Origin of the sequence: Arthrobacter pascens, from assembly GCF_017052465.1 — a bacterium.
GTDB classification, from domain to species: domain Bacteria; phylum Actinomycetota; class Actinomycetes; order Actinomycetales; family Micrococcaceae; genus Arthrobacter; species Arthrobacter pascens.
On record NZ_JAFHKT010000152.1, the window covers coordinates 1 to 13,816 of the forward strand.

General features: G+C 66.8%; 12 protein-coding genes and 1 pseudogene. 7 read left to right on the top strand and 6 right to left on the bottom strand.

The genetic code is table 11. The annotated features are described in order from the left end of the window. Positions 1 to 432, bottom strand: a pseudogene (locus tag JYA52_RS20840) (HNH endonuclease); the annotation flags it as partial. A 231-nt stretch (positions 433 to 663) separates the two neighbouring features. Beyond that, positions 664 to 1,632: a helix-turn-helix domain-containing protein gene (locus JYA52_RS20845; protein ID WP_205655303.1), complete on the bottom strand. Its 969-nt coding sequence runs from the start codon at positions 1,630 to 1,632 to the stop codon at positions 664 to 666. An 81-nt stretch (positions 1,633 to 1,713) separates the two neighbouring features. Here JYA52_RS20845 and JYA52_RS20850 point away from each other — a divergent pair, with 81 nt between their 5' ends. Next, the gene (locus tag JYA52_RS20850) at positions 1,714 to 1,881 is read left to right on the top strand and encodes a hypothetical protein (RefSeq protein WP_205655304.1); all 168 of its coding nucleotides are present in this window, start codon (positions 1,714 to 1,716) and stop codon (positions 1,879 to 1,881) included. Positions 1,882 to 2,006: 125 nt separating this feature from the next. On the opposite strand, the gene catC is transcribed toward JYA52_RS20850, so the two are convergent. The 4 genes from catC to JYA52_RS20870 all read right to left on the bottom strand — a co-directional run bounded on the left by catC (position 2,007) and on the right by JYA52_RS20870 (position 5,299). Beyond that, positions 2,007 to 2,291 (bottom strand): muconolactone Delta-isomerase, encoded by a 285-nt coding sequence (gene catC / locus JYA52_RS20855; protein WP_205655305.1) that lies wholly within the window; start codon positions 2,289 to 2,291, stop codon positions 2,007 to 2,009. A gap of 38 nt (positions 2,292 to 2,329) precedes the next feature. Next, positions 2,330 to 3,193 (bottom strand): catechol 1,2-dioxygenase, encoded by an 864-nt coding sequence (catA, locus tag JYA52_RS20860; protein WP_205655306.1) that lies wholly within the window; start codon positions 3,191 to 3,193, stop codon positions 2,330 to 2,332. Positions 3,194 to 3,278: 85 nt separating this feature from the next. Continuing rightward, the gene (locus tag JYA52_RS20865) at positions 3,279 to 4,388 is read right to left on the bottom strand and encodes a mandelate racemase/muconate lactonizing enzyme family protein (protein ID WP_205655307.1); all 1,110 of its coding nucleotides are present in this window, start codon (positions 4,386 to 4,388) and stop codon (positions 3,279 to 3,281) included. Next, positions 4,385 to 5,299 carry a LysR family transcriptional regulator gene (locus JYA52_RS20870; RefSeq protein ID WP_205655308.1) on the bottom strand — a complete coding sequence of 305 codons (915 nt, stop codon included), beginning with the start codon at positions 5,297 to 5,299 and terminating at the stop codon, positions 4,385 to 4,387. Before JYA52_RS20870 ends, JYA52_RS20865 begins: the two co-directional genes overlap by 4 nt. A 281-nt stretch (positions 5,300 to 5,580) precedes the next feature. Between JYA52_RS20870 and benA the strand changes: the two genes are divergently transcribed. The 6 genes from benA to JYA52_RS20900 all read left to right on the top strand — a co-directional run bounded on the left by benA (position 5,581) and on the right by JYA52_RS20900 (position 13,813). Then, the gene (gene benA / locus JYA52_RS20875; protein WP_205655309.1) at positions 5,581 to 6,939 is read left to right on the top strand and encodes a benzoate 1,2-dioxygenase large subunit; all 1,359 of its coding nucleotides are present in this window, start codon (positions 5,581 to 5,583) and stop codon (positions 6,937 to 6,939) included. A 24-nt stretch (positions 6,940 to 6,963) separates the two neighbouring features. Further along, positions 6,964 to 7,527, top strand: coding sequence for a benzoate 1,2-dioxygenase small subunit (gene benB / locus JYA52_RS20880; protein ID WP_205655310.1), 564 nt, complete (start codon positions 6,964 to 6,966; stop codon positions 7,525 to 7,527). A 29-nt stretch (positions 7,528 to 7,556) separates the two neighbouring features. Next, on the top strand, positions 7,557 to 8,609 hold the full coding sequence (benC, locus tag JYA52_RS20885) for a benzoate 1,2-dioxygenase electron transfer component BenC (RefSeq protein WP_205655311.1): 1,053 nt from the start codon (positions 7,557 to 7,559) through the stop codon (positions 8,607 to 8,609). Continuing rightward, a complete protein-coding gene (locus tag JYA52_RS20890) occupies positions 8,606 to 9,424 on the top strand; it encodes a 1,6-dihydroxycyclohexa-2,4-diene-1-carboxylate dehydrogenase (RefSeq protein WP_205655312.1) in 819 nt (272 codons plus the stop codon). The genes benC and JYA52_RS20890 overlap by 4 nt, the downstream gene beginning before the upstream one ends. 105 nt (positions 9,425 to 9,529) lie before the next feature. Next, entirely contained in the window at positions 9,530 to 10,948 is a 1,419-nt protein-coding gene (locus tag JYA52_RS20895; RefSeq protein WP_205655313.1) for an MFS transporter, read from the top strand. A 24-nt stretch (positions 10,949 to 10,972) separates the two neighbouring features. Next, a complete protein-coding gene (locus JYA52_RS20900) occupies positions 10,973 to 13,813 on the top strand; it encodes a helix-turn-helix transcriptional regulator (protein ID WP_205655314.1) in 2,841 nt (946 codons plus the stop codon). Positions 13,814 to 13,816 lie beyond the last annotated feature (3 nt).

A 13,816-nucleotide genomic window follows, 5' to 3' on the forward strand; every position in this document is an offset into this window, starting at 1 on the left:
CCGGGCGGCGGCCACGACGGCCCGGTCTCCTGCACCGGTCAGCGTTCCGGTGTCGGGGGCGAGTTCCTCATCGACGCTGGACCGGTCCGCGGCGGACAGGGACGCCGTTTCGCGCACCAGCAACGTGGCCCGCCACTCGTTAAGCTGCCCCGTCTCCACGGCAGCGAGCGTGTGCGGCATCTCGGCCACCAGGGCCTTGGCCAGGCCCAACAACCGGTTCCCCTTGGCCGGGGATTCGCCACGCGCCAGGGCGATCTGCGCTCCGATGCCCGCCCCGAGCTCATCAGCAGGGATCCCGGCGTCGGCCTGCTGCCGGCGCTGCAACTGATCAAATGCGACGGTCAAGCGGGCCTGGCGGGCAGCCAAGGCAGACTTTTCCACTTCCAGTGCCCGGATCTCATCAATCAGCCGGGCACCCTCCTGCTCGGCCATCCCCCCGCACAGAGCGGCCGCGCCTCCGCACAGAGCGGCCGCGCCTCCGGACAGGGCTAGGGCCGCATCGTCCGTTGCCGTCGCCTGAGAGCAGCTGTCGGCGCAACCGCACCCCGCTGCGGCCGGAACCGCTTCAGACCCCCCATTACCGTCCATAACTCAAGTGTCGCTGTGGGGTCTGACATTTAAGCGTTCCGCTGCCCGCCGGGCTACCTCAGTCGCGCGACAGACCTAGCCAGCCGGCGTCAACTGGCCGCGGAACGCCCTGCGGTATGACTGCGGGCTGGTGTCCAGCACTTTGGCGAAGTGGTGGCGGAGCAGCACGGGGTGGCCGAATCCGGACTGCCTGGCCACTTCGTCGATGTTCAGCTCGGTGGATTCAAGCAGTTCCTGCGCCCTCAGCACCCGTTGGGAATTCAGCCATGCAGCCGGCGTGGCGCCCGTCTCGGCACGGAAGCGGCGGGCAAAGGTCCGGGGCGACATGTGCACGCGGGCGGCGAGTTCGTGGACAGGATGTTCGTCATCCAGGTTCTGGACCATCCACCGCAGCAGTTCCTCCATGGGCTGCGAGCCGCATTCCGGCATGGGGCGGTCGATGAACTGGGCCTGCCCGCCGTCGCGGTGTGGCGGAACCACCATGTCCCGGGCTATGGCTGCCGCCACCGCGGCGCCAAACTCGACACGGACCAAATGGAGGCACGCATCGATCCCTGCCGCCGTTCCGGCGCTGGAAATGATCTTGCCATCCTGGACGTACAGGACGTTCTCATCCACCAACGCCTTGGGGAACTTCGCTGCCAGTTCACCCGAATAATGCCAGTGCGTGGTGCAGCGGCGCCCGTCCAACAGACCTGCCCGTGCCAGGGCAAAGGCACCGGAGCAGATGGACATGACCCAGGCGCCCCGTTCATGGGCGGCGCGAAGGGTCTCGAGGACTTCCTCCGGAACGTCTTCCTCACGGCCGTACGGCGCCATCACCACGAGGTCTGCATCCGCTGCGGCCTCAAGACCCAGGCTCACGTTCATAGTGAGGCCGGTTTTCAGCGGTATGTCTCCCGGCACGGGCGTGCAGACCCGGAAATCGAACTTCGGCACACCCGTCCCGCGGTCCGAACGGTCGATACCGAACACCTCAAACGCGGTGCCGAACTCGAAGATCGAGAAGTTGGGAACCGCAATCACTGCCACTGATTTGAGCATGCATCCAGTATGGCAGAAATTTGTCCTTTTTGGGCATTTCTGCCACTTCTTTCCTACCCTCCCCAAGAGAACCATAGAGGTATGGAAATCTTCGGAATCGCCCTCGTTGTCCTGATCCTCGTCTCAGTGGTTGCGTCCCTTACCGCCGTCGTGCGGGACGGGCGCGGACACACGCCGCCGGAATACTCGATCCGGGACTGGTCCGCGCTGGACCTGCCCAGCCGCAACTACACGGTGCGCAACTTCTAGGCGTGCCCGCTCCCTCCAACAACCCACCGCCAACAACCCACCGCCAACAACCCACCGCCAACAACCCACCGCCAACAGCAATGGACCCGGCTCACACGAGCCGGGTCCATTGCTGTTACAGGGCGTCAGTCCAGCGAGATGTCCGAAGGGTGTTCCGCCAGGGGCGTGATATCCATCGTCATGTAGGGGAAGAGCGGCAATCCCCAGAGAATCTCGTGCAGGCGTTCGTTGCCCGCAACGTCGAAGATGCTGATGTTGGCGTATTCGCCCACGCAGCGCCAGATGCTCTGCCACTCACCCTTGCGCTGCAGGTCCTGCGAATAGTCCTTCTCGGCGGCCAGCAGTTCAGCCTTGGCCTGCGCGTCCATGTCCTGCGGAACGCTGACGTCCATACGCACGGCAAAAAGCACGGGGTTGCCCCTTCCTATTGGTGTTCGCTGATCGCGGGCTAGACGCGTTCGGCGTCCAGGACGAAGTCGTACGTGACCTCGTTGCCGGTGCCGTCCGGACGTTCCGCCGGGCTCAGGACGAGCTCCGGCTTGACGGCCGAGGCGATGTCGTCCGAGAGGTGCTGGTCTCCGTCGAAGTAGAGCTGTGCGGTCAGCAACTGGTAGCCGGGGGCGGAGACCTTCAGGTGGAGGTGGGCCGGGCGCCAGGCATGCCAGCCTGCCGCCGCGATCAGCTTGCCGCAGGCGCCGTCGGTGGGAATCTGGTACGGAGCGGGCTGCACGGTGTTCAAGGCAAAGTTGCCTGCGGCGTCCGCCACAACAGTGCCGCGCAGGTTCCACTCCGGCAGGCCAGGCGCGAACTGGGAGTAGAAACCGTTGTCGTCCGCGTGCCAGATTTCCACGTGCGCGCCAGGAAGCGGGGTGCCGTCAACGGCACGGACCTGGCCCTGGAACAGCAGCGGCGTGCCGCCTTCGTCTTCCCGCATGGGCAGGGTGGCGGGAGTGTCGAGCTGCGGCGAACCCGGCACATAGTACGGTCCTTCAATGGTGCCCTTGTTGCCTTCGCGGTCCTCCGTGGCGACCTCTTCGACAACGTGCTCCACCCAGACGTCCAGGAACAGCGGCCATTCGCCGTCCTCGCCCACGCCGATCAGCCAGGCCTTGAGGGCGTTGAACTCGTCGTAGGTCACCTTGTGCTTGCGGATGGCGTCGTAGACCGCGCCAAGAACCTCGTTCGCCAGCAGTGACACGCGCTCTTTGGGAACGGCGAGCGCCGCGGTCTTGCCGCTGTCACGGAAGCGCTCCGTGGCGGCGTTGCCGGACTCGGCGGCCTTGGCATCGAATTCGCTCAGGTGGGTTGTCATCGTCGACTCACTTTCTGCAGCCGGCGCCTGCCTCAGTGCGGGCGCCGCGGGGTTTTGGTTGGATGGAGTGGAGCTGGGTATCAGGTCAGTTGCTGAGGTCGAGCCGGTATTTGGCCAGTTTTTCGGGATCGATCTCTGTCCCGATCCCCGGGACCTGCCGGGCCGCGAGCCGGCCGTCCACGATCTCGAGAGGCTCAGCCAGGAGGTCATCGCTCATGTCGAGGAAGTTGGAGAGCTCCCCCGCGCGCCGGGTGGTGGACTTGAAGGCCGCGCCGAAGGTGACGGTGCACAGGGTGCCGAGCTGACCGTCAATCTGGTTCCCCATCACCACCTCGACGCCCAGGCCGTCGCACTGGAACAGCACACGCTGGGAGTGCGAGAACCCCGTACGTGCCGTTTTGATGCTGACGGCATTAGCGGCACCGCTGAGCAGTTCACGGGTCACTTCCGCGGGGTTCGTGGCACTCTCGTCCGCCACGAACGGAACCGGGCAGTGATCCACCAGCCATTTGCGTCCGAGGACGTCATCCGCCGGACACAGCTCTTCGGCCAGCGTGAGGTCAAGATTCGCCATGGCGTTGAGGGCGCGCAGGGATTCCGACGGCGTCCAGCCCCGGTTGCCGTCGATGTACAGTTCGATGCCACTGCCGAGCTCCTCACGCAGGGCGCGGCAGACATCGACGTCCAGGCCGTACGGCCTGCGGCCCACCTTCACCTTGAAGGTGGTGATCCCGTAGGTGTCGCGCATGCGCTCTGCCTCGGCCACCATCACGGCGGGTTCGGCGAAGCCGAGCATGTGGCTGACGCGCATGCTGTCGGAAAAGCCGCCCAACAGTGACGTAACGGGCTGGCCAAGGGTCTTGCCGATGACGTCCCAGACCGCCATGTCCACCGCCGACTTGGCGGTGGGGTTCCCGACGGTCCTGTCCATGACGGCATGCATTGCCTCGCGGTCCAGGATGGACATTCCCGCAAGCTGGGGCGCGAACAGCGTCCGGATCGCGGCCACGATGGATTCCTGCGTTTCACCATAGGTGAAGGGTCGCGCCGGCGCCTCTGCAACACCGACGATGCCGTCGTCGCTGTGGACACGGACCAGCACATGCGATGCCGTGTGCACCTCTCCGCTGGCGAAGCGCAAGGGCTTCAAATAGGGGATGGCGAACGGAATCGCCTCGATGGACGTGATTTTCACGGAGGTCCTCCGGGGTTGCTTGAGTCAAGGAATATGTTGTTGTCCTCGAGAGTGGCGAGGAACGAGTCGATCAGCCGCGACGGGCCGGTGCGGCACCAGGCCAGCGCCAGCTCGACGTCGTCCGCGCCGGACACAGCCCGGTATTGGACGCCGGCCAGGGCGATGCCGCGGACTGATTCCGGCAGGACGGCGACGCCAAGCCCGGCCGCGACGAGTGACAGCTGGGTGGACGTCTTAGCGGATTCGTGGACCACTCGGGGGTAGAAGTCCGCCGCACGGCACGCGCGGATGACCGCTTCATGGACGACCGACCGGGAGCCCGCCGGGTACATGATGAAATCCTCCGCCCGGAGCTCGCCAATGGTCAGGCTGTCCGCGGCAGCCAGGCGGTGGCCGTTCGGCAGGGCGACCACGAACTTTTCACGCGCTATTGGCCGCACTTCCAGTCCTGGATCCCGGACGGGCGGCCGGAGGACGCCGACGTCGAGTTCCCCGGCGGCCAGGGCCAGTTCAATGGCCGGCGTCAGCATCTCGGTGTGGATGTCCAGCACCACCTCGGGGAGCTGCTCCTTGACCAGCCGCGCCAGGACAGGAAGCTGGGTGTAGGACGCGGTCCCCGTCAGTCCGATGCGAAGCGTTCCGGCCTTTCCGTCTGCAAACCGGCGCGCCCGGCGGGCGGCTTCCTCGACACTGCTGAGGATGCGCTGCGCATCGGCGAGGAATGCCTCGCCAGCCGGGGTCAGGCTCACACTTCTGGTGGTCCGGGCAAAAAGCTCCGTTCCGAGCTCGGCCTCCAGTTGCCGGATCTGCTGGGACAGCGGTGGCTGTGCCATTTTCAGGCGCTCGGCGGCCTGCCCGAAGTGGCAGGTTTCAGCCAGCACAACGAAATAACGCAAGTGCCGCAGTTCCATGCCGGTCCGCTCCTTCGCTGTGTGGTCTGTGCCACGTCAATGGTTGTTTGTTCAACAGCGTAGGCCTGAAACTAGTATTCAACAAATATCTAATTACCCTACTTTGAGACTTTTGAAGTCTCAATAAGCGCCTAGGCAGGCCTAGGCAAATGCCTAGTGTGACGGGCGCCACCCGCTGGCAGAGTTGGCTGCATTCGATTGACCGACCGAACGTTCGGCGGTCCGCACGGGCCCAGATCCCGGCACACGGGCAACGCTGCCCGACATTGATAGGAGCCAACATGACAGAGACGCTGGCGGGCATCCGAGCCCACCTTGACCAGGCCCTCGTGGAGGATCACGAGAACGGCGTTTACCGCGCCAAACGGAGCATCTTCACGGACGAGGACCTGTTCGAACTGGAAATGAAGCATATCTTCGAGGGCAACTGGGTGTACCTGGCCCACGACAGCCAGATCCCCAACGTGGGCGATTACTTCACCACCTACATCGGCCGCCAGCCGATCATCATCTCGCGTGACAAGCAGGGTGGACTGAACGCCCTCATCAACGCCTGCAGCCACCGCGGGGCGATGCTGTGCCGGCGCAAGACGGACAACCGCACCACGTTCACCTGCCCCTTCCACGGCTGGACCTTCAACAACACCGGCAAGCTGCTCAAGGTCAAGGACCCCCGCGAGGCCGGCTATCCGGAGCAGTTCAACAAGGAGGGTTCGCACGACCTCACGAAGGTGGCACGGTTCGAAAGCTACCGCGGGTTCCTCTTCGGCAGCATCAATCCGGATGTGAAGCCACTCGAAGAGCACCTCGGCGAATCCACCAAGATCATCGACATGATCGTGGACCAGTCCCCCGACGGCCTGGAAGTCCTGCGCGGTGCCTCCAGCTACACGTATGACGGCAACTGGAAGCTTCAGGCCGAAAACGGCGCCGACGGCTACCACGTCTCCGCCACGCACTGGAACTACGCCGCCACCACCGCCCGCCGTACCACGGGCGAGTCAGCCAATGAAACCAAGAACATGGATGCCGGCGGCTGGGCCAAGCAAAAGGGCGGCTACTACTCCTTCGACCACGGCCACCTGCTGCTCTGGACCGAATGGCTGGACCCGGCCAACCGCCCGCTGTTCGACCGCCGCGACGAACTCGTGGAGAAGTACGGCGAGGCCAAGGCGGACTGGATGATCAACATCTCCCGCAACCTCTGCCTGTACCCGAACGTCTACCTGATGGACCAGTTCGGCTCACAGATCCGGCACTTCCGCCCCATCTCGGTCGATAAGACTGAGGTGACCATCTACTGCATCGCGCCCAAGGGCGAAAGCGCGGAAGCCCGGGCCAACCGCATCCGCCAGTACGAGGACTTCTTCAACGCCTCCGGCATGGCCACGCCGGACGACCTCGAAGAGTTCCGCTCCTGCCAGAAGACCTACCTGGCCACCGCGGCCCCCTGGAACGACCTCAGCCGCGGCGTGATGCACCAGATCCAGGGCCCGGACGCCAATGCCGACAAGATCGGGCTCACGCCAATTTCCAGCGGCGCCCGGACCGAGGACGAAGGCCTGTACCCCATCCAGCACGGCTACTGGGTGGAGACGATGCGCAAGGCGGTCGACGTCGAATCAGCAGCAAGCAACTAGCCCGGACCACAGCAGGAGCACCTCATGACACAAACGACCGACACCGACACCGACACCGACACCGACACCGTGAACGTAGACCGGAACACCGGGTCCGGCCCCGCCACCCTGGACGACATCCGGTCCTTCCTCTACCGCGAAGCCCGGTTCCTGGACGACCGCGAATTCGACCGCTGGCTGGACTGCTACCACCCGGAGGCCGAGTTCTGGATGCCCGCCTGGGCCGACGACGACCAGCTCACCAGCGATCCCCAGCGCGAAATTTCGCTCATCTACTACCCCAACCGCGGCGGGCTGGAAGACCGCGTCTTCCGCATCAAGACGGACCGCTCCAGCGCCACGAGCCTGCCGGAACCGCGCACCGGCCACAACATCACCAACGTGGAAATCATCGGATGGCGCGGCAGCGAGGTAGACGTCCGCTTCAACTGGCAGACGCTCTACTACCGCTACCAGAACATCGATCCGTACTTCGGAACGTCGTTCTACACCATCGACTATTCCGGCACGCAGCCCGTCATCACCAAGAAGAAAGTCGTCCTGAAGAACGACTACATCCACCACGTCGTGGACATCTACCACATCTAAACCTCCGAAACGACTGGAATCGAGCCCCCATGAGTTACCAGATTGCCCTCAGCTTCGAGGACGGCGTCACCCGCTTTGTCACCGCAAACCCGAACGAAACGGTTGCCGACGCCGCGTACAAATCCCGCATCAACATCCCCTTCGACTGCCGCGACGGTGCCTGCGGCACCTGCAAGGCCTTCTGCGAATCAGGAAAATACGACGGCGGCGACTACATCGACGAGGCGCTCACGGAAGACGAAGCCGAGAAGGGCTTTTGCCTCCCGTGCCAGATGGTTCCGGAAACCGACCTCGTCCTCCAGATCTCCGGCACGTCCGAGATGGCCAAGGCGGGAGCGTCCACCTTCGACGCCACCGTCAAGGAACTGACCTGGTTCGCAGACAACACCGCAGCCGTCACCCTGGCCGTGGAGAACCGCGGGGACCTCAAGTTCCTGCCCGGCCAGTACATGAACTTTGCGGTCCCCGGCACCGACGCCGTGAGGTCCTATTCGTTCAGCAGCGGCCCGTCGTCGGACGAGCTGCGCTTCCTCATCCGCACGGCGCCGGACGGCGCCATGACCACCTACCTCAAGGAGCGCGCCGCCGTCGGTGATGCGCTCCCCCTGACCGGCCCCATGGGGAGCTTCTTCCTCCGGGACATCAAGCGTCCCGTGCTGATGCTGGCCGGCGGCACCGGCATCGCACCGCTGCTGTCCATGCTGGAAAAGATCGCCACAGGACTTGAAGAGGCCCCGGCCCACCCGGTTCACCTCGCCTACGGCGTCACATTCGACAAGGACCTCGTGGAGCTGGACAAGCTCCGGCAGTACGCAGAGGCCATCGGCAACTTCACCTTCGACTACTGCGTGGCTGACCCCGAAAGCACGGCGGACAAGAAGGGCTACGTGACCCAGTACATCACCGCCGCCCAGCTGAACGACGGCGACGTCGACGTGTACCTGTGCGGCCCGCCCGCGATGGTGGATGCCGTGCGCAAGTACTGGGACGCCCAGGGCATCACCCCGGCCAACTTCTACTACGAACGCTTTGCCGTCGGAAGCACCGCCGCAGCGCCGGCACTGGCAGGGGCCTCCGCTTGAACCGCGTCAGCCCGGGCCGCTTCGCCGGGAAGGTCGTGGTCGTCACGGGAGCGGCCCAAGGGATCGGCCACGCCGTGGCCTCGCGCGTGGCCGCCGAAGGCGCCGACACCATCCTCGTGGACCGTGCCGAGCTCGTCCATGAAGCGGCCGCCGCCCTCGCCGCCGATCACTCCGCAGCCGGAACGGGCACAGCCGGCGGGACCGCCGTCGGCGTTACGGCCGACCTGGAGAGGTACGACGGCGCGAGCGGCGCCATCACCGAAGCACTCCAGCTCCGCGGCCGCATCGATGTCCTCATCAACAACGTGGGCGGCACCATCTGGGCCAAGCCGTTCGAGCACTACGAACCGGACGAGATCAGCCGTGAAATACAGCGGTCCCTCTTCCCCACCCTCTGGGCCTGCCGGGCGGTGCTGCCGCACATGATCAGCCGGCGGGGCGGCGTGATCGTCAACGTGGCCTCCGTTGCCACGCGCGGCGTCAACCGGGTCCCGTACGCCGCGGCCAAGGGCGGGGTGAAAGCCATTACGGCAGCCCTGGCCCTGGAGGCCGCCCCGCATGGGATCCGTGTGGTGGCCACCGCGCCCGGCGGCACCGAGGCACCGCCGCGCAAAGTGGCACGGGGCCCCCAGCCCGACACCGACAGGGAGAAGGCCTGGTACCAGCAGATCGTGGACCAGAGCATCGGCTCGTCGCTTCTGAAGCGCTACGGAACCCTCGACGAGCAGGCCGCACCGATCGCCTTCCTGGCCTCCGACGAAGCCTCCTACATCACCGGCAGTGTCCTCGCCGTCGCAGGCGGCGACCTCGGCTGATCCCGGCGCGGCCGCGGGAATTAACCCGCGCCCGCCGGCACCAACCACCCACCAGCAGTATTCCCATCGGCCGCAATGACGCGGCCCAGGCCAATGGAGCCCGCCATGAATGCTCTGCCCTCAACACGTGTGCCCTCAACAACCGACACCCCGTCAACCGATGCGGCCCGCACCAAAACAGTCCGCTGGGTGATGGCCATCGCGGCCGCTGCCCTGCTCTTTGACGGCTACGACCTCGTGGTCTACGGAACCGTCGTCCCGTCGCTGCTGCGCGATCCCAGCCACATCGGTCCGCTGGATCCGGCCCAGGCAGGCGCCCTGGGCAGCTACGCCCTGATGGGGGTCATGGTCGGCGCGCTCACCGCTGGCGCCGTGGGTGACTTCCTGGGCCGCCGAAAGCTCATGCTGATCAACATCGTCTGGTTCTCCCTCGGCATGGCCTTCACGGCCCTGGCCACAAGCGTCCCTGTGTTCGGCGTCCTGCGGTTCCTGACGGGAATCGGCGTGGGCGCGCTGGTTGCCACCGCTGGTGCGGTGGTGGCCGAGTTCGCACCCGCCGGGAAGCGCAACTTCTACAACGCAATCGTCTACTCGGGCGTGCCCGCGGGCGGCCTGCTCGCGTCCCTGCTGGCCATCGTGCTGACCGGCATCACCGACTGGCGGGGCCTCTTTCTGATCGGCGCCCTCCCCCTGGTCATCCTGTTTCCGCTGGCACTCCTGAAGCTGCCGGAATCACCCCGTTGGCTGCTCGCCCGGGGCCGTACCGAAGAGGCACTCCGCCTCTCCGTGAAAACCGGCATTCCGCTCGAAGACAGCACGCCCGACGGCGGCCCGGCCTCTTCGCTGTCCCGCACCTCCGTGCCACCGCCGGCTGTGCGCAAGGACGGACGCCCTCTCGCCGGCTTCGCGGCGCTCGCCTCGGGCACCTATCGCAGGCCGACCGTCCTGCTGGGGCTCATGAGTTTCTGCGGCCTGCTGCTCACCTATGGGCTGAACACCTGGCTTCCGGAGATCATGGGGCAGCACGGCTACGGAAAGACCTACTCGCTGACCTTCCTGCTGGCCCTCAATGCCGGCGCGGTGATCGGCGGCCTGGTGGCATCGCGCGCCGCGGACCGCTTTGGCCCCAAGGCCATCGTGTCCACCACGTTCGTCATCGCGGCGGTCTCCCTTCTGCTGCTGACGTTGAGCTTCCCGCTGCCCGTGCTGCTGATCTCGGTCGCCTTCGCCGGTGTGGGCAGCCTGGGAACCCAGGTCCTTGTCTACGGCTTCGTGTCCAACTACTACCCCACTGCCGCCCGCACTGCCGGTGTCGCCTGGTGCGCCGGATTCGGCCGGCTGGGCGGCATCGTCGGTCCGCTGGTGGGCGGCTTCCTGCTGGGCGCCTCTGCCCCCAGCCACGTGGCCTTCCTGGTTTTTGCCGGCGTCGCCTTGGCCGGCGGCCTTGTCACCGCCTTTGTCCGCCAGCACCGGGCCGCATCCCCGGCGGAGCCGTCGCCGGGGATCGTGACGACGGCGGCCTGAACCGGTCCGCTACTGTTGGAAACGATGCCTGACAATGACGCCGGACCCTTCCGTGGCGCACGCACCGCACAGGCCCGGCACCTGCTGGGACTGTTGCGGTCCGCCCGCGCGGGAGAACTTTCCCTGGCTGTCATCAGCGGCGCCCAGGGCATGGGCAAGACCACGCTGCTGGAGTCGTTCCTTTCCGACGCTGCCGTAGCGCGACAGGACACGACGGTTCTCAGGGCAGCCGGCGCGCTGTGGGAACAGCACGTGGATTTCGGCGTCATCCGGCAGCTGCTCGCAGCGAGTCCGGCCGGCCCTGGAGAGGGGGACCTCTCCGAATCCGTGCAGCAGGCCGGTGACGCCCTCCTTACCGCCATGAAGACTATTACGGGCACGGGCCAGACCCTGATCCTGTGCCTCACCGACATCGAGCTCGCCGACACTCCCTCGCTGCAGGCCCTCCTCTACGCGCTCCGCCGGGCAGGGCAGCTCCCCTGCCTGACGATCCTTTCCCTCGATCCGGAGCCGTTCGCGGCGGACCCGCTGGACCAGCACAAGTTCCAGGCAAGCTCCGGACCGACGGACCCCGGGATCACCGGGTTGCTCCGGTTTCCAGGGGCGGCCGCCATCCCGCTGGGTCCGCTGGCGCCCGATGAAGTCCGGACCATGGGCCGAGGCACCGCCGCTCCGGACCTCCCGCTCCCCGCCGCCCGCGCGCTGGTGGAACACACCGGCGGACGTCCATCCCTCATCGGGGCCCTGCTTGAAGAGTTTCCTGCCTCCGCCTGGTCTGCCAGCACGGAGACGTTGCCGGCGCCCTCCGGATGTGTCTCGTTCGTCGCGGCCGCCCTTCGGCGACTGTCCGCCGAGGGTGCGGCGCTGACCCAGGCGGCGGCGGTGCTGGGCATCCGGACACAGCTTGCCCTTGCCGCAGAACTGGCCGGCATCGACGACACCGTTGCCGCGGCGGACGCCGCTCACGCTGCCGGACTGCTGCGCGTCAGCACCACGGGTGCGGAGACCCGGCTGGAATTCCCGCTGCCGGTATACCGTGCCGCCGTCTACCAGCACCTCGGCCCGGCGCGGCGTGCGGCACTGCACGCTGCCGCTTCCCGAATCGTGACCGCCCCTGTGCAGCGGCTGAAGCACCGGGCCGCCGCAGCCCTGATGCCCGACTCCGGCCTGGCCGCCGAGCTTGAAGCCTCCGCCGAAGACTTCGCCTCGACAGGGGCCTGGCACCCCGCCGCCGACGCCTACGTGCAGGCAGCGCGCCTGAATCCGCGGCCCGAGGACCGCGAATCCCTTCTGGTCAGGGCGGTGGATGCCATGGTGGGGGCGGGCGAGCTGCCCCGGGCCGTGGCCGCGCTCGATGCCCTGGAATCCTTCGCGCCCAGCCCGCGGAGCGAGACCGTCCGCGGCCACCTCGCCATTCTTCACGGCCGTCCGGCGCAGGCGGACGCGCTGCTCCACAAGGCTTGGACCGCCGTCGACTCCGCGACAGATCCCGGAGCGGCGGCCGGAATATGCCAGCGCCAGGTGCTCCACGCGCTGGCCCGCCTCAATGGCAGGGACCTCGTAACGTGGGCGGAGCGCGCGAAGCGACTTGCCCCGCCGGGCAGCCCGGCAGCTGTGGAGGCGCAGGCCATCGAAGGCCTCGGCCTGGGCTTCGTGGGCCGCTATGCCGAGGCGGAGCAGAGTTATCGGAATGCGGATGGCCTCCCGGAACTCGGGGCCCAGCGCCAGCGCCTTGAGATGGGCAAAGGCTGGCTGCACCTGGCCATGGACCGGGTCGAAGAGGCCAGGGCCGAACTGTCCGGAGCGGTCCCCACGGAATTCGCCCACGGTTCGCAGCGCATCTCGCTGTGGGCACAGGGGTGGCTTGCCAGGGCGGACTTCGCCCTCGGCGCGTGGGACGAGGCGCTGCGGACGGTTCAGGCGGCAGTGGTCATGCAGGAAGAGTCCGGCATTGAACTGCTGCGGCCGCTGCTGCACTGGAGCGGCGCCCAGATCCAGGCCCTTCGGGGAAACTGGGACGCGGCAGCCGGCCACCTGGAACGGGGTGCCGCGGCGGGCGACAGCTACCCCGCCATGCTCTTGCCGTATTCCCTCGCCCAGGCCCAGGTGGCCGAAACAAAGGCGGACTACGACGGCGTCATCCGCGCCCTGGCGCCCGTGCTGCGCATGCAGCGCGCCGCGGGCATCGATGAACCGGGGTTCTGGCCGTGGCAGGACCACTACGCCAACGCCCTGGTGATGGTCGGACGCGTGGAGGAAGCGGACTCCTTCCTGGCCCCCCATGAACAGCTTGCGGAGCTGCGCGGCCACCGGTCCAGCCGGGCGCGCCTGGCCTACGTCCGGGGCCGGATTCACGCTGCCAGGGGCGACCTTGATGCCGCCCGGTCCAGCTTCCTGGGCGCCCTGGCCCAGCTTGACGGACTTCCCCTGCCTTATGCCCGCGCCAGGGTTAAGTTCGCCTACGGGCAGTCGTTCCGGCGCGCCGGCAAACGGCGGGAGGCCGCGGCCGTCCTGACAGAGGCCCGCGACCTCTTCGCTGTGCTCGGCGCCGGCGCGTATGTGGACCGCTGTTTGCGGGAGATGCGCGCCACCGGCGTCAGCCCCGACGACACGTCGGGAGGGGCGGGCCGGGCGGCAGCCGGCCAGGGTCCGGGCCAGCCGGATCTCACAGAACAGGAAAAGGCAGTGGCTGACCTCGTCGCATCGGGCCTGAGTAACAAGGAAGCCGCCGCTGAGCTGTATGTGTCCGTCAAGACGGTGCAGTACCACCTCACCCGGATCTACTCCAAGCTCGGTGTCACGTCCCGGTCGGGACTGGCAGCAACGTACCCCGGCAGGTCTGCGGCCCCGCTCAACAGGCCGTAACGC